A 20,787-nucleotide genomic window follows, 5' to 3' on the forward strand; every position below is an offset into this window, starting at 1 on the left:
TGCGGTCCCACGCGAGGTCTCCCGCGTGATCACGCAGGTCAACCCTACCGCACCTGTGCGGGTGCCCGTGTCGTCCCCGCGGTGACGGGGTCCGCCGGGCGGCCGGGGCGCCGGGCCGGGACCAGCAGGGCGGCGCCTGCCGCGGCCAGGCAGAGGAGGGCGAGCAGCGCCCAGCTGTGGGTGTAGCCGGAGGCGTAGGGCAGGCCCGAGGGCTGGAGGCGGCCGGTGACCAGGAGGCTGGTGAGCGCGGCGCCGATGGAGCCGCCGATGGTGCGGATGTTGGCGTTCATCCCGGTCGCGGCGCCGGTCTGCTCGGGCGGCACGCTGGCCACGACGATGGTGGCCATCGAGGCGAAGGCCAGGCCGATCCCGAGGCCGAACAGACCCGCGACGACGGCGATCTGCCATTCGGCGTCGTGCCACAGGGTGAGGAAGCCGCAGGCCAGTGCGCCGAGCGCGGCACCGGTGGCGAGCAGGGCCTTGGCGCCGACGCGGGGCTCCAGACGGCCGGAGAGGACACCGGAGAGGAACATCGCCAGCAGCATCGGCAGCATGAGCAGGCCGGAGGCGGTGACGCTCGCGCCGAAGCCGTAGCCGGCCGTGGCGGGCGTCTGGACGAAGCCGGGCAGGAAGGACCAGATCGCGTACATCCCCGCGCCGAAGAGCAGGGCGGCCGCATTGGTCGTCCACACCGCGGGCAGCCGCATCACGCGCAGGTCGATCAGCGGGTTGCGGGAGCGGGCCTCGGCCGTGAGCCACAGCGCGAACAGCAGGGCGGCGGCCGCGAACAGACCGAGCACCTTCGGCGAGCCCCAGCCCCACCGCCCGGCCTGGCTCAGCGGGAGCAGGAGGGCCACCAGCCAGCCGGACAGCAGCACGGCACTCGTCCAACCGACCTTTCCCCGGGCGCGGTTGGGGGACTCGGGCACGTAGCGGAGGGCGATCAGGACGGTCACGGCGACGACGGCGACCGGGATCCAGAACAGCCAGCGGTAGTCGAGCGCGGAGACGATGGGCCCGGCGGCCACCATGCCGACCCCGCCGCCGGCGGCGATGACCGCAGAGAGATTGCTGATGCTGCCGCTCACCTCGGCCGGGGCGAACTCGTCCCGGATGATGCCGAAGGACAGCGGGAACAGGGCGCCGCCGACGCCCTGGACGACCCGGGCGACGACGAGGACGCCGATGTTCGGGGCCAGCGCGGCGACGAGGCAGCCCGCGAGGACGGTCAGCAGGACGGCGACGAGGGTCCGTTTGCGGCCGGCGAGGTCGCCGAGCCGGCCGAGGATGGGGGTGAAGACCGAGGCGGACAGCAGGTAGGCCGTCATCACCCAGGTCGCGGTCGACTGGGAGGCGTGCAGGGCGTGTTGGACGGTCGGCAGGGCAGGCGCGATCAGCGACTGGAGCATCGCGAACACGCCCGCACCGGTCGCGAGGACCGCGAAGGTGAGGCGGGTGGACGTGCGGGGCATGGCGGAGCCTCTCCGGAATCCGGGATGCGCGGGGTCGGGGTGTGGCGGGCGACGGGCACCACGGCCCGCGCGACGGGGGTGCGGGGCGGGCGCCCTGCCGGGGTCCGGCCAGGGCGGAGCAGCCCCCGCACTGCTAAAGTGGAGGTACCCCTCCACTGTAACGGAGGGGTGCCTCCGGTTCAAGTGATCGGAGGGATTCCTCCGGTTCGTCGAGCCCTTCCGGGAGGCAGCAGTGACGGCCACACCGTTCCCCGTCAGCGCGATCGCGGCGGCCCGCCGACCCCACCGCAAGGACGCCGCCCGCAACTACGACGCCCTGCTCGCCGCCGCCCGCGAGGCGTTCGCCGAGCACGGCGCCGACGCCTCCCTGGAGGACGTCGCCCGCCGGGCGGGCGTCGGCATCGGCACCCTGTACCGCAACTTCCCCACCCGCCGCGACCTCTTCGAGAGCGTCTACGCCGACGAGGTCAACGCCCTGTGCGGGGCAGCCGTCGACGTCGCCGGCCGGGAGCCGTGGGAGGCGCTGACGGCCTGGCTGGACCGGTTCGCCGGGTACATGGTCACCAAACGCGCGGTGCGCGAGGCCCTGAACGACGAGTCGGACATCTTCCAGGCCTGCCGCGACTCGATGTACGCGGCCGGCGGCCCGCTGCTGGAGCGGGCGCAGCGGGCGGGCGTGGCACGCACGGACATGGACTTCGCCGATCTGCTGCGGATGGTCGCCGGGATCACGGCGACGGCGTTCGAGGACGACGCCCAGCGCGAGCGGGTCCTGAACATCGCGCTGGACGGGGTGCGCACCGGCCGCTGACCCCGCCCTACTTGATGAGCGCGTTCGCCACCACCACGAACACCCCGAGCAGCGCGTCACCCAGGCCGACGAGGACGCACCCCGGCCGGCTGCGGGCCGTCCGGCGCGCGGTGACGAGGCCCAGCACGAACAGGATCGCGGTGTTGAGGGCGAAGGCCGCCAGTTCGACGCCCTTCGCCGGCCACCATCCCCACCGCGCGCCCGCGAGCAGGAGGACCGTGGGCAGCACGGCCGCGACCAGGGGCCACTCGTTGCGCAGGGCGATCACGGCGGCCCGGCGGCCGTGCGGGGTGCGTTCGGCGATGTAGTGGGCGTAGCCGTGGGCGAGCGCGGAGGCGACCGTGGTGACCAGCACCCAGGCGGCGTCGTAGCCCCGGACCTCCTTGGACGTGTGTCCGTACTGGGTGAGCGCCGCGACCATCGAGCTGGCGAGGACGGCGCCGTACACCCCGCCGAACAGGACGGCCTCGCGGGTGTCGTGGTGCCGGGGCGGTGGCCGGCCGGCCGCCGTGGAGTCAGCCATGCTCCCCACGATCACCCGGGCCCGGCGCCGCCGCCACTTCGTCCGGGCCGACGAAGTGTCCTCCCACCAGGCCCGATGCCCCACACACTGTCGGCAGCCGGCCGGTGCGGAGGCTGGCTAGGGTCGCTTCCATGACGCACAGCTTCGCGCTCCACATCCCCGACGCCGACCTCGAACCCGAGCCCCTCGCCCCGGAGCAGATCGTCTCCGGGAACCCGCAGGTGACCGGGAAGGTGGTCTGGGAGTCGCCGGACGGCCGGCAACTCCGTGGGATCTGGCAGATCACGCCGGGCGTGGTCACGGACACGGAGGCGGACGAGCTGTTCGTGGTGATCAGCGGGTCGGCGACGATCGAGGTCGAGGACGGGCCCGTACTGACGGTGGGGCCGGGCGACATGGCGGTGCTCCGCGCGGGCGACCGCACGACCTGGACCGTGCACGAGACGCTGCGCAAGGCGTACGCGATCAACCTGTGAGGCCGTCGGACGGCGGTCCCGTCGTGCCCCGCACCTCGAGCGCCGGCACGGCGAGGTGCACCAGCCCCTCGCCGTCCGGCCGTTCGAAGCGGTCCAGCAGACAGCGCGCGGCCCGCCGGCCCATCTCGTGCGGGGCGGTGTCGACGGTGGTCAGCCAGAGGTGGCGCAGCCGGGAGATGCCGGTGTTGTCGTAGCCGGCCACCGACAGGTCGCGCGGCACCCGCAGCCCCAGTCCCGCGGCCGCCGAGAGCGCGCCGATCGCGGCCATGTCGTTGACGCAGAAGAGCGCCGTCGGCCGGTCGCCGCGGCCGAGCAGCCGTACGGTCCCCCGGTAGCCGCCCTCCTCGGTCAGATCACCGGGCTCGACGAGCGGTTCGGCGCCCTGGGCCCGCATGGCGGCCTCGAAGCCGCGTCGGCGCAGCGCTCCGACGGCGCCGTGGCCCGCGAGGTGCGCGATGCGGCGGTGGCCGAGGCCGAGCAGGTGCTCGGTGGCGAGCCGGGCGCCCCGCTCGTCGTCCCCGGCGACGACGTCGACGCCCGGCGCCCGGTGCTCGTGCGCGCCCGCGACGACCACCGGCATCCGCCGCGCGAGGGCTCCGAGCGCGCCCGCGTCCGGAACCGTGCCGACCACCACCAGCCCGTCGACGCCGAGGTCCACGAAGGGCTCGGCCAGGTCGTGGCCCAGTCGCCGGTTCAGGCGGGCGTCGGCGAGGAGCATGTGCAGTCCCGCGGCGTGCAGCAGCGAGTTCAGGCCGTCCAGCAGTTCGACGAACCAGGGGTTGCGCAGGTCGTCCAGGAGCACGCCGACCGTGCGGGTGCGCTGCTCGCTGAGGCTGCGGGCGGCCGCGTTCGGCCGGTAGCCCAGCTCCCGCACGGCCCGCAGCACAGCGTCCCGCTTCTCGGGCCGCACCTGTCCGGAGTCGCGCAGCACCAGCGAGACCAGTGACTTCGACACCCCGGCCCGTTCGGCCACGTCGCGGATCGTCGGCGGTCTCATGGGATGGACCGTTCCATGCGGCGTGCCGCGCTGTCAAAGGGTTGACAGGCTGGCCATGTCCGCACAAAGGTGGCCCGGACAGAGTTTGGACCGGTCCAAAAAGGGGCTGTCATGGTGGACGAACTGGGAGTGGCCGTCGTCGGGTTCGGCTGGATGGGCCGGGTGCACACCCAGGCGTACGCCCGTCTCCCGCACCACTATCCGGACCTCCCGCTGCGGCCCCGGCTGGTCACGGTCGCCGAGGAGGTGCCGGGCCGGGCCGAGGAGGCCGCCGAGCGGTTCGGATTCGCCTCCGCGACCCGCGACTGGCGCGAGGTGGCCGCCGACCCGCGCGTGCGGGCGGTCAGTGTGACCGCGCCGAACTTCCTGCACCGGGAGATCGGTGTGGTGATGGCCGAGGCCGGCAAGCACCTGTGGATCGAGAAGCCGGTGGGGCTCACCGCGGCCGACGCCCGCGCGGTCGCGGACGCGGTCGCCGCGGCCGGGGTGCAGGGCACGGTCGGCTTCAACTACCGCAACGCGCCCGCGGTGGAGGCCGCCCGCGACCTGATCGCCGCCGGGGAGATCGGCACGGTCACGCACGTCCGCATCCGCCTTTTCAGCGACTACGCAGCCCACCCGGACTCCGCGCTGACCTGGCGGTACGAACGCGCGCGCGGCGGCAGCGGGGTGCTCGGCGACCTGGCCTCGCACGGCGCCGACCTGGCCCGCTTCCTGCTCGGCGACATCGCCTCCCTCACCGCCGACACCGCGATCTTCGTCCCCGAGCGGGCCCGCCCGGCCGGCGCCACCGCCGGGCACGCCCTGGCATCCGGCGGCGCGCCCGGTCCGGTGGAGAACGAGGACTACGTCAGCTGTCTGCTGCGCTTCGCCTCCGGCGCGCGCGGCGTCCTGGAGGCCTGCCGGGTCTCGGTCGGCGAGCAGAACAACTACGGCTTCGAGGTGCACGGCACCAGGGGCGCGGTGTTCTGGGACTTCCGCCGGATGAACGAGCTCGGCGTGAGCCGCGGGACGACGTACCAGGACCAGCCGGTGAGCACGGTGTACGTCGGCCCGGGCGCCGGTGAGTTCGCCGCGTTCCAGCCGGGCGCGGCCAACGCCATGGGCTACGACGACCTGAAGGTCATCGAGGCCTGCCGGTTCGTCCGCTCCGTCGCCGAGGGCATTCCGTACGGCACCACGCTCGCGGACGCGGTGCGCAGCGCGGCGGTGCTGGACGCGATGACGAAGTCCGCCGAGCGCGGCACCTGGGTCACCCTGGAGGCATGTTGTAGGGGGTGACCACCTGGACCGCCGACGGCAGCAGCGGGCCGGCGGGCGGCAGCGCGCCGTGGAAGCGCATCACCGCGTGACAGGCCTCGCGCAGATCGTGCCGCAGGTCGTGGTGGAGCACGGCGGACAGCCGGTGTTCGCGCAGCAGGCGGGTGTTGTCGTGGTCGAGGTCGTGCGCGACGAACACCGCGCATTCCCGGCCGAGGTCGGCGAAGGCCTGCAGGGTGGCGTTGTTGCCGCCCCCGATGGAGTAGACGGCCCGGATCTCCGGGTCGCGTTCCAGGGCGGCGCGCACGAGGTCGTACTGGGTGGCGTCCAGGCCCTGGCCCTCGGCGATCTCCACCAGGGTGCGCTCGGGGTGCCGGGCGCGCATCACGCTCCTGAACCCCATCTCACGCTCCTCCTCGTTGCGGAAGAAGCCGCTGCTGAGGCTGGTGAGGACGTTGCCGGGCCGGTCGCCGAGCCACTGGCCCGTCAGGTAGGCGGCGGTCGCGCCGGCCGCCCGGTTGTCGCTGCCGACGTAGCCGAGCCGGCCGCTGGCGGGCAGGTCGGTGACGAGGGTGACGACCGGGATCCCGGCGGCGGTGAGCCGGCCGACGGCCGCGATGACCTCGGGGACGTCCGGCGCCTTGAGGATCACACCCTGCGAGCCGCGCCGGGCGATCCGGTCCAGCGTCCTGACCTGCTGCGCCGCCGGACCGGTCTCGCGGAAGTGGAAGCGGGAGCGCACCACCGCCGGGTGCAGGCCGGGGAGTTCGGCCTCCAGGGCGGCGCGTACGGCGGTGGTGAACCGCTCGGGCGCCTGCACCACGATGTCGACCATGAAGGTGCGGCCGACCAGCCGGACCTGGGTGCGCTGCCGGTCGAGGTCGGCGATGGCCCGTTGCACCTCCTGGGCGGTGCTCTCCCGCACCCCTCCCCTGCCGTTCAGCACCCGGTCCACGGTGGCCTCGCTGAGACCCGCCTGACGTGCGATCTCCCGGATCGGGAACGGGTGGCCCATGGAGCGGCTCCTTGAGGGGTTTTTGATGGCTGCCTGCTGGTTGTCCGAGGGTTTTGTACTGACAAGAATGACAGGGCGGCGTCGCTCCGGTGACCGCACCGTGCGTGGCTCCCGTGACCGAAGGAAGGGCACCGATGTCCGTCGCCTCCGCGCCAGGCCGCGCCTGGCTGTCCGAGCAGGACTGCGACCTCGACACGTTCCGCGCCCTGGTCACGCGGCCCACCGACCTCGCCGGCCACCCGCACGCCGACTCGGTGACCGAGGGCGTGCTCGGGTACGACGGTGAGCGGCTGCGGACGGCCGCCGACCAGCACGCGGTGCGGGCCGAACTGGTACGGGCGTTCCCGGTGCTGCTGCGGCGCAGGGCCGAGGGCGCGCCCGGGGCCTGGCTGGAGAACGCGCTGGACGAGGGGTGGACGCCCGGACGGCTCCGGGCGGAACTGCGGGCCGGCGCGGAACGCCGGGAGAGCTGAGGGGCTGTCATGGGACTGCTGGACGACAAGGTCGTGCTCGTGGGCGGCGGCACCCGGGGCGTGGGGGCCGCGGTCGCGCGGGCCGCCGTGCGGGAGGGCGCCGTCGTGGCGGTGAGCGGGCGGCGGCCCGAGCCGGGCGAGGCGCTCGTGGCGGAGCTGACCGCGGCCGGCGGCGAGGCACGGTACCTCGGCGCCGACCTGGCCGACGCCGAGCAGGCGAAGGCGTCGGTGGCCGCCGTGGTGGACGCGTACGGCCGGATCGACTGCCTGGTGAACTCGGCCGGCCTGACCTCGCGGGGCACTCTGCTGGACACCACGCCGGAGCTGTTCGACGCGCACATCGCGGTCAACCTCAAGGGGCCGTTCTTCGCGATGCAGGCGGCGGTCGCGGACATGGTGGCCCGCAAGGCGCCCGGCACGATCGTCAACGTCATCACCTCGTCGGCGCACGGCGGACAGCCGTTCCTCGCGCCGTACGTCGCCGCCAAGGCCGGGCTCGTCGGGCTCACCCGCAACGCCGCGCACGCCCACCGCTGGGACCGGATCCGGATCAACGGCCTGAACATCGGCTGGACGGCGACGGAGGGCGAGGACGCCACGCAGCGCGCCTTCCACGGCGCCGGCGACGACTGGCGGGAGCAGGCCGCGGCCCGGCTGCCGATGGGCAGACTCGGCCGGCCGGACGAGATCGCGGACTTCGTGGTCTTCCTGCTGTCCGACCGCTCGGGCGTGGTCACCGGCTCGGTGATCGACTGGGACCAGAACGTACTCGGCGGACTCGACTGACCCTCCCCGCAGCCCTTCTGCACTCTAGGAGCACCATGCGCATCGGAATCCTCGGCCTCGGCCGCATCGGCGCCTTCCACGCCGAGACCCTCTCCGGACTGGACGCCGTCGAGTCGCTCGTCGTCGCCGACCCGTTCGCGGACGCCGCCAAGGCCGCCGCGGAGCGGTTCGGGGCCGAGGTCGCGGACTCGCCTCAGGCGCTGCTGGCCGCCGGGGTGGACGGCCTGGTCGTCGCGGCGGCCACGGACGCCCATCCCGCGCTGATCCTGGCCGGGGTCGAGGCCGGGGTCCCGGTCTTCTGCGAGAAGCCCGTCGCCCGCACGATGGCGGAGGGCGCCCGGGTGCTCAAGGCCGTACAGGGCCGGGACGTGCCGATCCAGATCGGCTACAACCGCCGCTTCGACGCGGGCTTCACCGCCGCGCGGGCCGCCGTCCGGGCCGGTGAGCTGGGGGCGTTGCACACGGTCCGCTGCACCACCCTGGACCCGGCGCCGCCGCCGGCCGCGTACGTCGCCGCGTCCGGAGGGATCTTCCGGGACTGTTCCGTGCACGACTTCGACATCATCCGCTGGGTGACGGGCCGTGAGGTCACGGAGGTGTACGCGGTCGGCGGCAACCGGGGCGCGGACCACATCAGGGAGGCGGGCGACGCCGACACCGCCGGCGCGATCCTCACCCTGGACGACGGCACCGTCGCGGTGGTGTCCAACTCCCGCTACAACGCCCGCGGTTACGACGTACGCATGGAGCTGCACGGCTTCACGGACTCGATCGCGGTCGGCCTGGACGACAAGCTTCCGCTGCGCTCGGTCGAACCGGGCACGACCTTCCCGGCCGGCACCCCGCACGACTTCTTCATGGACCGCTTCGCCGATGCCTACCGCGCCGAACTGACCGCGTTCACCGAGGTCGTGGCCGGCACCCGGCCCTCGCCGTGCACGATCGAGGACGCCCTGGAGGCCGGCTGGATCGCCGAGGCCTGCACCCTGTCCCTGCACGAGCACCGGCCGGTGACGCTCGCGGAGGTACGGCAGGCGTGAGCCGACGGACAAGGCGCCGGGCAGGGACCCGGCGCCTTGTGGTGTCTCAACCGCAGTAACGGATCAGCCACTCGTCCGGGTTGTACGTGTCCCGGGCCGGGTCCGGCGTGGTCGCCGGCCTGGTCTCCACCATGTCCTGCGGGCGTATCCGCTCGGGCAGCGTGCCGAAGCGGCTGCGTCGGGCGACAGCCGCCTCGGCGGTGTCCTGCGTGCTCTCCCGGGGCTCGGTGCGCTGCGTCATCTCGTCCTCCCGTCTGTGCGGGGTCCCCCGTCATCATGGACAACGCCCGCGTGCAACGGTTGGTTCCCGACCACACCGTGTCCGAATCCGTTGTGGTTACGCAGGAACCGGTCCCCCGCGGCGGGGGACCGGCACCGGGGACCTCGCTCAGGCCCCGCAGGAGCGCAGGAAGCGGCGGGTGCGTGCGGCGATCGGCAGGGGGCTGTCCGGCTCGCAGGGGTACATGTCCTGCTCGACGATCGCGAACAGCTCCACGCCGAGTTTCTGCGCCGCCTCGAGGACGGGCCCCAGCTCGGGCACCCCGGACGGCGGTTCGCACATCACGCCCCGCTGCACCGCCGGCCCGAACGGCACCCCGCCCGCGACCACCTCGGCGAGGATGTCCGGGTCGACCTGCTTGAGATGGAGGTAGCCGATGCGCTCGCCGTAGGTCTCGATCAGCTTGACGCTGTCGCCGCCGCAGTAGGCGTAGTGCCCGGTGTCGAGGCAGAGGTTGACCAGCTCGGAGTCGGTCGAGTCCAGGAAGCGTTCGACGTGCTCCTCGGTGTCGAGGTGGGTGTCGGCGTGCGGGTGGACGACGATGTCCAGGCCGTAGCTCTCCTTCACCTCGTGCCCCAGCCGCTCCATGCCCTTGGTCAGGTGCGCCCACTGCTCGCCGGTCAGCTCCGGCGGCTCCAGGATCTCGGCGGTCTTGTCGTCCCGCCAGAAGGAGGGGATGACGACCAGGTGCCGCGCGCCCATCGCCCGGGTCAGCTCGGCGACCTGGCCGACGTGGGCCCAGGTCTCCTCCCAGGCGGCCGGCCCGCGGTGCATGGCGGTGAAGACCGTGCCCGCCGAGACCTTCAGGTCACGCCGGGCCACCTCGTCCCGCAGCCGCGCCGGGTCGGTGGGAAGGTAGCCGTAGGGGCCGAGTTCGATCCAGTCGTAGCCGGCCTCGGCGACCTCGTCGAGGAAGCGTTCCCAGGGCACCTGCCGGGGGTCGTCGGGGAACCAGACGCCCCAGGAGTCGGGGGCCGAACCGACCCGGATACGGTCCAGCGGGGTGGGGTGGGCCATGATCAGCTGTTTCCTTCCGGGGACGTCGCCACGGGTGCGGTGAGGTCGCTCTCCTCGGGCAGTTCCTCCACGTCGACGCCGCGCACCTGGGCCAGCTCGTGCTTGAGCGCGGCCAGTTCGGCGCCGCCTGCCATGTGGTTGGTCAGCTCCTCCAGGCTGACCTCGCTGCGGGAGGCGGACAGTTCCAGGGTGCCCAGGCGCAGCACGCTGAAGTGGTCGCCGACCATGTAGGCGTGGTGCGGATTGTGGGTGATGAAGATGACGCCGAGGCCGCGGTCGCGGGCGGCGGCGATGTACTTCAGCACCACGCCGGACTGCTTGACGCCGAGCGCGGCGGTCGGCTCGTCCAGGATGAGGACCCGGGCGCCGAAGTGGACGGCGCGGGCGATGGCCACGCACTGGCGCTGGCCGCCGGAGAGGGTGCCGATGGGCTGCTCCAGGTCGTCCAGGACGATGCCCATGTTGCGCAGTTCCTGATCGGCGGTGGCCTTCATCCGCGCGATGTCCAGGCGGCGGACCGGCCAGGGGCCCTTGGTCATCTCCGAGCCGAGGAAGAAGTTCCGCCACACCGGCATCAGCGGGACGGTGGCCAGGTCCTGGTAGACCGTGGCGATGCCCCGGTCGAGGGCCTCGCGCGGGGTGGAGAAGCGCACCGGGGTGCCGTCGACGAGGAACTCGCCCTCGGTGGGCCGGTGCAGCCCCGAGACGATCTTGATGAGGGTGGACTTGCCGGCGCCGTTGTCGCCGAGCACGCAGGTCACCTGGCCCGCGTGGACCGCGAGGTCGACGCCGTGCAGGGCGCGGACGTTGCCGTACGACTTGCCCGCGCCGCGCAGCTCCACCAGCGGGCCGTCACCGGCGGGCGGCGTGTCGGCGAGGACGGCTCCGTGGGTCTTGTGGTCGGTCATCGCTCTACCTCCGGGTCGCCGTGCGCTGGACCCACAGATTGATCAGGACGGCGCCGAGGAGCATCACGCCGAGGAAGGCCTTGAACCAGTCGGGGTTCCAGCCGGCGTAGACGATGCCCTGGTTCACCATGCCGAACATGAAGGCGCCGAAGACCGGGCCGATCGCGGAGCCGTAGCCGCCGGTGAGCAGACAGCCGCCGATGACGGCCGCGGCGATGTAGATCAGCTCCTGGCCGACGCCCTCGCCGGACTGCACCGTGTTGAAGGAGAACAGGTTGTGCATGCCGATGAACCAGGCGCCGAAGCCGACCAGCATGAACAGCGAGATCTTGGTGAACCGCACCGGGACACCGACGGCCCGCGCGCTCTCCTTGTCGCCGCCGACGGCGAAGATCCAGTTGCCGTACCTGGTGCGCAGCAGCACCCAGGTGGCCAGGGCGGCGAAGACCAGCCACCACACGACGGTGATCTGCACCTGGACGCCGCCGACGTCGAAGGAGGAGGCGAAGATCTTCTTCGCCTGGTCGAAGCCGTCCATGTCGCTGATGTCGTCGGTGGCGACATTGCCGGTGACCCACTTGGTCACGGCCAGGTTCACGCCCTGCAGGATCAGGAAGGTGCCCAGCGTGATCAGGAAGCTGGGCAGGCCCGTCCTGACCACCATCCAGCCGTTGAGGAACCCGATCGCGAGGGAGACGGCCAGCGCGACGATGACGCCGGTCCACACGTTCAGCGTCAGCTGGTAGCTGAGCATGCTCGCGGTCAGCGCCGAGGTGATCACCGCGACGCCCGCCGACAGGTCGAACTCGCCGCCGATCATCAGCAGCGCCACGGGAAGGGCCATGATGCCGATGGTCGAGGACTGGTAGAGGACCGTGGCCATCGAGCTGCCCTGGCGGACCGAGGGCGCAGCGATCAGGAAGAAGATCAGTACGGCGAGGGCGCCGAGGAAGACGCCCACCTCCGGGCGGGCCAGCAGCCGCAGCACCAGCGGGCGCCGGGCGGTGCGGCCGTCTCTCTGCCCGGGGCCGGGCGCCGGCGGCCTGCCGACGGTCGGATCGGCCTGCTGGGCCATGCTCATCACCGGGTCCCCTTCGCGGCGAACGCGGCGACCTTGTCGACGTTGGACTTGTCGACGAAGGCCGGACCGGTCAGCACCGGCTGCTCACCGCCTCCGCTGAAGTTGCCGTTGTACTTGTAGAGCCACAGGGAGTCCACCGCCAGGTACCCCTGGAGGTAGGGCTGCTGGTCGACCGCGAACTCGATCGAGCCGTTCTTGACGGCCTTCACCAGATCCTTGTTCAGGTCGAAGGTGGCCACCTCGGCCTTGCTGCCGGCGTCGCCGACGGACTGCACCGCGGTGAGGGCGAAGGGTGCGCCGAGGGTGACGACGGTGTCGATGGAGTTGTCCTGCTTCAGCTTGGCCGTGATGGTCGAGCGCACGGACGGCATGTCGGTGCCGTTCACGTACAGCGTCTCAGTGGTGCCCTTGAACGTCTTCTTCACGCCGTCGCAGCGCTGGGTGAGGCCCACGTTGCCCTGTTCCTGGATCACACAGGCGATCTTCTTGGCACCGGTGGTGTTCAGCTTCTTGCCGAAGGCCTCGCCCGCCACGCTCTCGTCCTGCCCGAAGAACTCCAGCAGGCCCAGCCTCTTCCAGTCGCTCAGGCCCGAGTTCAGGCCCACCACCGGTATGCCCGCCTGCTCCGCCTTGCCGATGACGCTCTTCATGGCGTCGGGCTTGGCCAGGGTGACCGCTATGCCGTCGACCTTCTGGTCGATCGCGTTCTGCACCAGGTTGGCCTGGGTGCCCGCGTTGGGATCGGCGGAGTAGACGAGCTTGATGTTGTCCTTGGCCGCCGCGGCCTCGGCCCCCTTTCGGACGGTGTCCCAGAAGGTGTCGCCGGGCGCCTGGTGCGTGACCAGCGCCACGGTCATGCGCGGGGTGTTCGCCCGGCCCGCCGACGCGTTCTGCGCCGCCTCCTCGGCCTTCTTGCCGCCGTGGGCGCTTGCGCAGCCGGCGAGGGTCAGGGCTGCCGCGGCGGCCACCGCCACGAGGGGGGCCGGCCTCCGGGAGCGGGAGGGAGTAGAGCGGTCCATCTTTCCTGCACCTCACTGTGCGTGCGACGGGGGAAGGGACGCTGTTGCGTTGGGACGGGATACAAGTCCCTGACGGGCCCACTGTCAATACTTTGTTAAGACATCATTTCACGAGGTGGTCCGGATGTAAGTACAAATCATGGACACCTTCGCCGTCCCGGACCTGCACTGAGAGGCATGAGCCCAGTACACCGCACCCCGCGGCGGACGGCACCAGGTGATCACGCGCTCACCCCCTCACCTTCACCCCGGACCGCACGAGCCGGTACCACTCCACCACCCACTCGCCCGGCAGTTGGAGACAGCCATCGAACAAGGGCCGCTCGCCCCTGGCAACCTTCCGGGCAACGAGAGCGGCCTGTTCGCGCGGCTCGGCGACCACGCGCCCTCCGCCCTGCTCGAACTCACCACCGGGCGGCTGGAGTCGACGGGTCCGTACCGGATGATGCGGTCCGCCGGCGCCACCCCGCGGAAAAGGGCGGCCCTGCCCTCCACGCGGCGCACCGCCTACGACGACACGGGCCGGCCGGTGGAGTACGGCAGCCATGTCCACCGGGCGTTCCGGTACGCCTTCGACTTCCAGCTGCTGGTCAGGGGCTGAAACGGAATCACCCGTGTTCACACAGCCCGCCCGGTCGCCCGCGCCGGGCCGGCCGCCCGCCCCCGCGCCTCACCGAAGTCGCAGGTAACGGTGACGATTACGTTTCGGGCAAGAGACCTCCCAGTACGACCGGAGCTATTGACGCATGCGCGGACATGGGGCTGTTATTACGCCCACGATGTTCGGTCGAGTTGATTTCTGAGCGGTTTCGAGGACCTTTCGGTGATCGACTCACCCCCTTGACCGAACCCTGTATTCCTCAGGAGCCGCCATGCGCCTCTCCCCCTCCGGTCTCGCCCTGCCGGGTCCCAGCCGTCGCTCGCTGTTGCGCGGAGCGGGCGGTGCAGCCCTTGTCGCCGGTGCCGGCATACCCCTGCTGTCCGCCTGCGGCGGCAGCGGTTCCTCGGCCGACCCGAAGACCGTCACCGTCGGCTCCAACGCCTCGGACGCGGTGCCGAAGAAGGCCTTCGAGGGCGTCTACGCGGCCTTCAAGAAGCAGTCCGGCATCACGGTCGACGTGAACACCAAGGACCACAACACCTTCCAGGAGCAGATCAACTCGTATCTGCAGGGCACGCCGGACGACGTGTTCAACTGGTTCGCCGGCTACCGCATGCAGTTCTTCGCGGCGAAGAAGCTGGCCACGCCGATCGACGACGTGTGGGCGAAGATCGGGGACAACTTCCCGGACGCGATGAAGAAGCTCAGCAAGGGCGAGGACGGCAAGTACTACTTCGTGCCGCTGACGACGTATCCGTGGGCCGTGTTCTATCGCAGGAGCGTGTTCCGGCAGCACGGTTACGAGGTCCCCGCCACCTGGGACGAACTCGTCGCCCTGTGCAAGCAGATGAAGAAGGACGGCCTGGTCCCGATCGCCTTCGGCGACAAGGACGCCTGGCCTGCGATGGGCACCTTCGACCAGATCAACTTCCGGCTCAACGGCTACGACTTCCACGTGCAGCTGATGGCGGGCAAGGCGTCCTGGACCGACACCAAGGTGAAGGCCGTCTTCGACCACTGGAGCGAGCTGCTCCCCTACCACCAGGACGGCTTCATGGGCCGTACCTGGCAGGACGCCGCCCAGACGCTGGTCGCCAAGAAGGCCGGCATGTACCTCCTCGGCTCCTTCGTGGCGCAGCAGTTCACCGACAAGGCCGACCTGGACGACCTCGACTTCTTCGCCTTCCCCGAGATCAACTCCGCCTACGGCCAGGAGACGGTCGAGGCGCCGACCGACGGCTACATGGTGAGCAAGGCCCCGAAGAACCACGCCGGCGTCCTGAAGCTGCTGGAGTACCTCGGCACCCCGGCGGCCGAGGAGCTGTATCTCAAGGGCGACCCGAGCGTGGTGGCCGCCTCCAGCAAGGCGAGCACCGCGTCGTACTCGGCGCTGCAGAAGAAGGCGTTCGAGATGATCGGCAGTGCCAAGAACCTCACCCAGTTCATGGACCGCGACTCCCGGCCGGACTTCACCTCCACCGTGATGCAACCGGGCCTGCAGAAGTTCCTCCAGAACCCCAAGGGCGTGGACGGTCTGCTGTCGTCCATCGAGCGCCAGAAGAAGCAGATCTTCGCGACGGCGTGAGCGGTCCCATGACGACGGACACGACGACGAAGCCCCCGGAGGCGGCTGCCGTGCCGCCTCCGGGCGCCGCGCCCGGGAAGAAGCGGGGCACGCGGGGCCACCGGCGCCTGCTGACCCGCCGTGACCGGTTCACGCTCGCCCTCATGGCGGGTGTACCGACGATCCTGCACGTGCTCCTGGTGTGGGTCACCGCCATCGCCTCCATCTTCCTCGCCTTCACCACCTGGGACGGCATCGGGTTCGACTCGATCAAGTGGGTGGGCCTGGACAACTTCCGTCAACTCTTCGCCGACAACCCGCAGTTCTGGCCGGCCGTCCAGCACAACGTCGTCTGGTTCGTCGTACTGATCCTGATCCCGACCCCGTTCGGCCTGTTCCTGGCCGTGCAGCTGGACAAGAGGATCCGCTTCAGCCGCGTCTACCAGACCGCCTTCTTCCTGCCGGTCGTCATCTCGATGGCGTGCATCGGCTTCGTCTGGCAGCTGGTCTACAACCCGGACACCGGCCTGATCAACAGCATCATCGGGGCCAACAAGCCCGGCCACTACATCGACTGGATCGGCGACCCGCACCTCAACCTGTGGGCGGTCCTCATCGCCGCGTCCTGGCGGCACACCGGCTACATGATGATCCTGTACCTGGCCGGCCTGAAGAGCGTCGACCCCTCGCTGCGGGAGGCGTCCGCGCTGGACGGCGCCGGCGAGTGGCAGACCTTCAAGCACGTCATCTTCCCGACCCTGCGCCCGACCAACACGGTCGTCCTGGTCGTCACCATCATCGAGGCGCTGCGCGCCTTCGACCTGGTCTTCGTCTTCAACAAGGGCGCCCAGGGAACGGAGTTGCTGTCGATCCTGGTCACCAACAACATCATCGGCGAGTCCAGCCGCATCGGTTACGGCTCCGCCATCGCCGTCGTCCTGCTGGTGATCTCCCTCGCGGTGATCATCCCGTATCTGATCGCCACCTTCCGGAAGGAGCGGCGCGCATGAGCGGCACCACTCTCCCGCTGCGGCGGCGCGCCCCCCTCCGCCCGGCCCGGGTCCTGCTGCACGTCTTCCTCGCGGGTACGGCGCTGGCCTGGCTGGCCCCGCTGCTGTGGGCGGTCTTCTCGGCGCTGCGGCCGTACAGCGAGACCAGCGCCAAGGGGTACGTCTCGTGGCCGGACAAGCTGACGTTCCAGAACTTCACGAACGCGTTCCAGCAGTCGGACATGCTGCACTACTTCGGCAACACCCTGATCATCGCGGTGCCGGCCGTGCTGCTGACCCTGTTCCTGTCGTCCTGCGTGGCGTTCTACGTCAGCCGCTTCGACTTCCGCCTCAACCTCGCCCTGCTGCTGGTGTTCACGGCCGGCAACCTGCTGCCGCAGCAGGTCGTCATCACCCCGCTGTACCGGCTGTACCTGCTGACGGACCTGCCGGGGATCACACAGAGCGGCAAGCTGTACGACTCCGCGCTCGGCCTGGTCCTCATCCATGTGGCGTTCCAGTCCGGGTTCTGCGCGTTCGTGCTGAGCAACTACATGCGCTCGCTGCCGCACGAGCTGACGGAGGCCGCGCTGGTCGACGGCGCCTCGGTGTGGCGGCTCTACTGGCAGATCACCCTGCCCCTGTGCAAGCCGGCGATGGCGGCCCTGGCCACCCTTCTCTCCATCTGGATCTACAACGACTTCTTCTGGGCCCTCGTCCTGATCTCGACGGGCGAGAACATGCCGATCACCTCGGCGCTGAACAACCTCTCCGGCCAGTACTTCACCGACCCCAACCTGGTCGCCGCGGGTTCCCTGCTGACGGCGATCCCGACCCTGGTCGTCTACTTCGCGCTCCAACGCCAGTTCGTCAGCGGCCTGACACTCGGCTCCAACAAGGGCTGACGCGCGCCCACGGCGGCCGGCCCGCGAGCGGCGTGCGGGCCGGCCCCCCGTCGCGGACCCGGGCCGGCCGGGCCGCTCCCCGGCCCCGGACCTTCCGGGCCCCGGGACAGGGGCGCCGATGTCACAATCGAAAGGCGAGGCGGCCACCGGGGACGACGGGCTCGCCCTGGACGGACCGCGACCGCCGCGGTCGCGACCGGGGTCGTGTCAGGAGGTCGGAATGAACCGCACAGAGGCCACCAGGCGGTCCTGATGCCGGGCGAGAGGGAAGGGCGGCGGTCGAAGCCGCCCCGCACACCCGACCTGCACATACGGCTGCGCTGCGAGCTGGTCCGGATCGACGAGCAGCTGCGCGCCCTGCTGGCCTCCATGGACCGGTTGCAGGGCCTGCTGGACGCGGTGGTGGCCATCAGCCGCGAGGTGGAGCTGCCCGCGGTGCTGCACCGCATCGTGACCACCGCCATGGACCTGGTCGGCGCCCGCTACGGGGCGCTGGGCGTGCTCAACGAGTCCGGGGAACACCTGGACCAGTTCATCACGGCCGGGCTGACCGAGCAGGAACGTGACGCCCTGTCCGACACCGGCCTGCCCCGTGGCCTGGGCGTCCTCGGCCACCTGATCCGCTACCCCGAGCCCCTGCTGATCGACGACATCCGCGCCCATCCGTCCTCCGCCGGCTTCCCGGTCGGCCACCCGCGGCTGCGCACCCTGCTCGGCGTCGCCATCAGCGTGCGCGGCGAGATCTACGGCGATCTCTACCTCTCCGAGCGGCTCGACGGGCAGTCCTTCGACATCCTTGACGAGAACGTCGTCGTCGCCCTGGCCGGTGCCGCCGGCATCGCGATCGAGAACGTCCGCCTGTTCGAACGGATCCGCGTCGGAGCCGAGCAGTTCCAGCGGCTGCTGCTGCCCACCCTGCCCGACCTGTGGCCCTTCACGGCCGCCGCCATCTACCGGCCCGCCGCCGAGCCCAGTCAGCTCGGCGGGGACTGGTACGACGCCGTCCTCCTGCCCGACCACGTCATGGCGGTCGTCATCGGGGACGTGGTGGGTCACGATCTGAAGGCCGCGGCCGCCATGGCCTCCACCCGGAACATGCTGCGCGCCCTGCTGTTCGACAGCAGTGATCCGCCGGGCGAGGTCCTCACCCGGCTCGACCGGGCCCTGGAGGCGATCACCAACAACCCCGTCACGACCACCACCCTGGCCCGAATCGAACCGGAGGGACCGGGCTGGCGGCTCAACTGGAGCACCGCGGGCCATGTCCCGCCTCTGCTGCTCACCCGTGAGCGCCGCGTGGCCTACCTGCTCGCCGAGCCGGGTGTCCCGCTCGGCGTCGACACCGGGCAGCCCCGTCCGGACCACTCCCGCTTCCTGCCGCCCGGCGCCACCATCGTGTTCTTCACCGACGGACTGGTCGAGCATCCCGGCCACACCCTCGACGAGAGCCTGGACGAACTCGCCGAGCTGGCCGCGGACCGTGCCGCCCTGCCCCTGCCGGAGTTCGTCCAGGCACTGGCCGACCACCACCCCAGCGACGGTCACGACGACATGGCCATCCTCGCGCTGCGCACCCCGCACGCCTGAGCCCCGGCCACCTGTTCCAGGAGGTACCGGCCGCGCGGGTCGGCGCCGCCGTGGAGAAAGCGCCCGATCCGGCGGATGATGGCTTCGGGGCGATGTCGACCCGGAGGTCGCCCGATGACTGACGCGCGGCATGCACGGCTGCGGCGCGCGGGCGTGGCCGCCCTGGAGATCTGCGCCGTCGCGGCGCTGTACTTCGGCTCGGCCAAGGCGGGGCTGCAGCAGCAGCTGGTGCGCGGCCAGGTCACGCCGCTGTGGCCGCCGAGCGGTATCGCGCTGGCGAGCCTGCTCCTGCGCGGCCCACGGGTCTGGCCCGGGATCGCGCTCGGCGCGTTCCTGGTCAACGTCTCGCTGGGACCGTCGCTCCCGGCCGTTCTCGGGATCGTGGTGGGCAACACCCTCGCACCCGTCTGCTCCTACGTGCTGCTGCGCCGCACCGGCTTCCGTGAGGAGCTGGACCGGCTGCGGGACGCGCTCGCGCTGATCTTCCTCGGGGCGTTCACCGGGATGCTGGTCAGCGCGACGACGGGCGCCGGCATCCTGGCCCTGGCCGGTGCGCTGCGCCCCGCCGACTTCTGGCCGACCTGGTCGGTGTGGTGGACCGGCGACGCGATGGGCGTCCTGGTGGTCACGCCGGTGCTGCTGGTCCTCCGCTCGGCCCACCTGCCCAGGGCCGCGCCGCGCTCCCGTTGGGTGGAGGCGCTGCTGCTGGTCGCGGCCACGGTGGCCGTCGGTTACCTCGAGACCGGCCGGGTGCCGCTGCTGTTCCTCGCCTTCCCGCTGCTGATCTGGGCGGCCTTCCGCTTCCAGCTGGCCGGGGCCGCGCCCTGCGCGCTGGCCGTGTCCGTCTCCGCGATCGTCGCCGCCGCCGAGGGGTCGGGGCCGTTCACCGGTCACGACCTGCTCACCAGCATGATCACTCTGCAGGCGTTCAACGGTTCCGCCGCGCTGACCGCGCTGCTGGTGGGCACGGTCATCAGCGAGCGCAACGAGACCCAGCGGGAGATCGCGCAGGCCTGCCGACAGCTCGCCGCGATGGCGACCAAGCTCGCGGCCGGCGACTACAGCCCGATGTTCCCCGACGGAAAGTACGAGGAAGGCGAGATAGGGAACGAGGAGAACGGGGGGCACGGGGGGCACGAGGCCGAGTCCCGGACGACGACAAAGGCCGCCCCCTCGTCATATCCGAGAAGACGGCCTCCGACCGGCTGAAAAGCTGGTCGGGACGACAGGATTTGAACCTGCGACCCCTTGACCCCCAGTCAAGTGCGCTACCAAGCTGCGCCACGTCCCGGTGCACTCACTCGCGGTGACCCGCGTGATCGCGCGAACAGCACTTTACCCCACGTGCGGGGGTGCACCGAAGAGGGCCGGGAGAGGACATGGCGGCGGGCGGGGGACAATCGGCCGTATGACGAGTGCGGACGCATCGGACGCCAGGGACCGGGACACGGAGGGGCGGGCGCGCAACGCGCGGCCCCGGGACGGGCTCGGACGCCCGCTGCCCTACGGCGCGCAGGGCGTCCCCCGGCAGCCGGAAGGGGTCGTGCGGACGCCGGACCAGACGGTCGCCGAGGCGCAGGGGCTGCTGGACGCGGGCAGGCCGTTCCACGCGCACGAGGTGTTCGAGGACGCCTGGAAGGCGGGCCCCGAGGACGAGCGCACCCTGTGGCGGGGGCTGGCCCAGCTGGCGGTGGGGCTCACCCACGCGGCGCGCGGGAACGACGTCGGCGGGGCCCGGCTGCTGCGGCGGGGCGCGGGCGCGCTTCGGGAGTGGGTGGTGGGGCGGGGCGAGGACCGGCCGTACGGGATGGACCTGCCGGGGCTCGCCCGGTGGGCCGAGCGGCTGGCGGAGCGGGTGGAGCGCGGTGCGGGGCCCGTGGACGCCGTCGCGGAGGCGCCCCGGCTGGGCCGGCGGGTGGCCTGACGGCGGGCCGGCGGCGTCCTGGGCCCGCTGACCGTCCGCCGGGAGGCGGTGGACGCGCG

Annotated in this window: 22 protein-coding genes and 1 tRNA gene; 13 read left to right on the top strand and 10 right to left on the bottom strand. The window is 71.6% G+C overall.

The window, feature by feature from the left end:
• Positions 1–44: 44 nt before the first annotated feature.
• Positions 45–1,472: an MFS transporter gene (locus tag ACIHEJ_RS02650; protein WP_400131420.1), complete on the bottom strand. Its 1,428-nt coding sequence runs from the start codon at positions 1,470–1,472 to the stop codon at positions 45–47.
• 232 nt (positions 1,473–1,704) lie between these two features.
• On the opposite strand from ACIHEJ_RS02650, the gene ACIHEJ_RS02655 reads away from it, so the two are divergent.
• Positions 1,705–2,283: a TetR/AcrR family transcriptional regulator gene (locus ACIHEJ_RS02655; RefSeq protein WP_400131421.1), complete on the top strand. Its 579-nt coding sequence runs from the start codon at positions 1,705–1,707 to the stop codon at positions 2,281–2,283.
• 7 nt (positions 2,284–2,290) lie between these two features.
• On the opposite strand, the gene ACIHEJ_RS02660 is transcribed toward ACIHEJ_RS02655, so the two are convergent.
• The gene (locus ACIHEJ_RS02660) at positions 2,291–2,806 is read right to left on the bottom strand and encodes a hypothetical protein (RefSeq protein WP_400131422.1); all 516 of its coding nucleotides are present in this window, start codon (positions 2,804–2,806) and stop codon (positions 2,291–2,293) included.
• A gap of 131 nt (positions 2,807–2,937) precedes the next feature.
• On the opposite strand from ACIHEJ_RS02660, the gene ACIHEJ_RS02665 reads away from it, so the two are divergent.
• Positions 2,938–3,282: a cupin domain-containing protein gene (locus tag ACIHEJ_RS02665; RefSeq protein WP_400131423.1), complete on the top strand. Its 345-nt coding sequence runs from the start codon at positions 2,938–2,940 to the stop codon at positions 3,280–3,282.
• Here ACIHEJ_RS02665 and ACIHEJ_RS02670 read toward each other — a convergent pair.
• Positions 3,272–4,279 (bottom strand): LacI family DNA-binding transcriptional regulator, encoded by a 1,008-nt coding sequence (locus tag ACIHEJ_RS02670; protein ID WP_400131424.1) that lies wholly within the window; start codon positions 4,277–4,279, stop codon positions 3,272–3,274. The two genes, ACIHEJ_RS02665 and ACIHEJ_RS02670, sit on opposite strands and share 11 nt — an antisense overlap.
• A gap of 111 nt (positions 4,280–4,390) precedes the next feature.
• On the opposite strand from ACIHEJ_RS02670, the gene ACIHEJ_RS02675 reads away from it, so the two are divergent.
• The gene (locus ACIHEJ_RS02675) at positions 4,391–5,560 is read left to right on the top strand and encodes a Gfo/Idh/MocA family protein (RefSeq protein WP_400131425.1); all 1,170 of its coding nucleotides are present in this window, start codon (positions 4,391–4,393) and stop codon (positions 5,558–5,560) included.
• Here ACIHEJ_RS02675 and ACIHEJ_RS02680 read toward each other — a convergent pair.
• A complete protein-coding gene (locus tag ACIHEJ_RS02680; protein ID WP_400131426.1) occupies positions 5,532–6,554 on the bottom strand; it encodes a LacI family DNA-binding transcriptional regulator in 1,023 nt (340 codons plus the stop codon). The two genes, ACIHEJ_RS02675 and ACIHEJ_RS02680, sit on opposite strands and share 29 nt — an antisense overlap.
• A gap of 134 nt (positions 6,555–6,688) precedes the next feature.
• Here ACIHEJ_RS02680 and ACIHEJ_RS02685 point away from each other — a divergent pair, with 134 nt between their 5' ends.
• The 3 genes from ACIHEJ_RS02685 to ACIHEJ_RS02695 are packed head-to-tail and all read left to right on the top strand — an operon-like array spanning position 6,689 to position 8,853.
• Complete coding sequence (locus ACIHEJ_RS02685) at positions 6,689–7,027, top strand: hypothetical protein (RefSeq protein WP_400131427.1); 339 nt, start codon at positions 6,689–6,691, stop codon at positions 7,025–7,027.
• A gap of 9 nt (positions 7,028–7,036) precedes the next feature.
• On the top strand, positions 7,037–7,813 hold the full coding sequence (locus tag ACIHEJ_RS02690) for an SDR family oxidoreductase (RefSeq protein WP_400131428.1): 777 nt from the start codon (positions 7,037–7,039) through the stop codon (positions 7,811–7,813).
• A gap of 35 nt (positions 7,814–7,848) precedes the next feature.
• Positions 7,849–8,853, top strand: a complete 1,005-nt coding sequence (locus tag ACIHEJ_RS02695; protein ID WP_400131429.1) for a Gfo/Idh/MocA family oxidoreductase — start codon at positions 7,849–7,851, stop codon at positions 8,851–8,853.
• 46 nt (positions 8,854–8,899) lie between these two features.
• Here ACIHEJ_RS02695 and ACIHEJ_RS02700 read toward each other — a convergent pair whose 3' ends face one another.
• From ACIHEJ_RS02700 to ACIHEJ_RS02720, 5 genes are all read right to left on the bottom strand, one after another.
• Positions 8,900–9,094: a hypothetical protein gene (locus ACIHEJ_RS02700; protein ID WP_400131430.1), complete on the bottom strand. Its 195-nt coding sequence runs from the start codon at positions 9,092–9,094 to the stop codon at positions 8,900–8,902.
• 147 nt (positions 9,095–9,241) lie between these two features.
• Positions 9,242–10,150 (bottom strand): sugar phosphate isomerase/epimerase family protein, encoded by a 909-nt coding sequence (locus tag ACIHEJ_RS02705; protein WP_400131431.1) that lies wholly within the window; start codon positions 10,148–10,150, stop codon positions 9,242–9,244.
• A 2-nt stretch (positions 10,151–10,152) separates the two neighbouring features.
• Positions 10,153–11,058 (bottom strand): ATP-binding cassette domain-containing protein, encoded by a 906-nt coding sequence (locus tag ACIHEJ_RS02710; RefSeq protein ID WP_400131432.1) that lies wholly within the window; start codon positions 11,056–11,058, stop codon positions 10,153–10,155.
• Between the two features lie 4 nt (positions 11,059–11,062).
• Positions 11,063–12,139: an ABC transporter permease gene (locus ACIHEJ_RS02715; protein WP_400131433.1), complete on the bottom strand. Its 1,077-nt coding sequence runs from the start codon at positions 12,137–12,139 to the stop codon at positions 11,063–11,065.
• Positions 12,139–13,158, bottom strand: a complete 1,020-nt coding sequence (locus ACIHEJ_RS02720; protein WP_400131434.1) for a sugar ABC transporter substrate-binding protein — start codon at positions 13,156–13,158, stop codon at positions 12,139–12,141. The genes ACIHEJ_RS02715 and ACIHEJ_RS02720 overlap by 1 nt, the downstream gene beginning before the upstream one ends.
• A 217-nt stretch (positions 13,159–13,375) precedes the next feature.
• Between ACIHEJ_RS02720 and ACIHEJ_RS02725 the strand changes: the two genes are divergently transcribed.
• The 6 genes from ACIHEJ_RS02725 to ACIHEJ_RS02750 all read left to right on the top strand — a co-directional run bounded on the left by ACIHEJ_RS02725 (position 13,376) and on the right by ACIHEJ_RS02750 (position 20,013).
• Positions 13,376–13,759 carry a hypothetical protein gene (locus ACIHEJ_RS02725; RefSeq protein WP_400131435.1) on the top strand — a complete coding sequence of 128 codons (384 nt, stop codon included), beginning with the start codon at positions 13,376–13,378 and terminating at the stop codon, positions 13,757–13,759.
• A gap of 271 nt (positions 13,760–14,030) precedes the next feature.
• Positions 14,031–15,344 carry an ABC transporter substrate-binding protein gene (locus ACIHEJ_RS02730; RefSeq protein ID WP_400131436.1) on the top strand — a complete coding sequence of 438 codons (1,314 nt, stop codon included), beginning with the start codon at positions 14,031–14,033 and terminating at the stop codon, positions 15,342–15,344.
• 8 nt (positions 15,345–15,352) lie between these two features.
• Entirely contained in the window at positions 15,353–16,333 is a 981-nt protein-coding gene (locus ACIHEJ_RS02735) for a carbohydrate ABC transporter permease (RefSeq protein WP_400131437.1), read from the top strand.
• Positions 16,330–17,217, top strand: a complete 888-nt coding sequence (locus ACIHEJ_RS02740; RefSeq protein ID WP_400131438.1) for a carbohydrate ABC transporter permease — start codon at positions 16,330–16,332, stop codon at positions 17,215–17,217. The genes ACIHEJ_RS02735 and ACIHEJ_RS02740 overlap by 4 nt, the downstream gene beginning before the upstream one ends.
• 252 nt (positions 17,218–17,469) lie before the next feature.
• The gene (locus ACIHEJ_RS02745) at positions 17,470–18,804 is read left to right on the top strand and encodes a PP2C family protein-serine/threonine phosphatase (RefSeq protein ID WP_400131439.1); all 1,335 of its coding nucleotides are present in this window, start codon (positions 17,470–17,472) and stop codon (positions 18,802–18,804) included.
• Between the two features lie 114 nt (positions 18,805–18,918).
• Positions 18,919–20,013 carry an MASE1 domain-containing protein gene (locus ACIHEJ_RS02750; protein ID WP_400131441.1) on the top strand — a complete coding sequence of 365 codons (1,095 nt, stop codon included), beginning with the start codon at positions 18,919–18,921 and terminating at the stop codon, positions 20,011–20,013.
• A 5-nt stretch (positions 20,014–20,018) separates the two neighbouring features.
• Here the strand turns inward: ACIHEJ_RS02750 and ACIHEJ_RS02755 are convergent.
• A tRNA-Pro gene (locus ACIHEJ_RS02755) sits at positions 20,019–20,095 on the bottom strand.
• Positions 20,096–20,212: 117 nt separating this feature from the next.
• Between ACIHEJ_RS02755 and ACIHEJ_RS02760 the strand changes: the two genes are divergently transcribed.
• The gene (locus ACIHEJ_RS02760; RefSeq protein WP_400131443.1) at positions 20,213–20,728 is read left to right on the top strand and encodes a DUF309 domain-containing protein; all 516 of its coding nucleotides are present in this window, start codon (positions 20,213–20,215) and stop codon (positions 20,726–20,728) included.
• Positions 20,729–20,787 lie beyond the last annotated feature (59 nt).

Origin of the sequence: Streptomyces sp. NPDC052301 (assembly GCF_044593395.1) — a bacterium.
GTDB lineage: Bacteria > Actinomycetota > Actinomycetes > Streptomycetales > Streptomycetaceae > Streptomyces.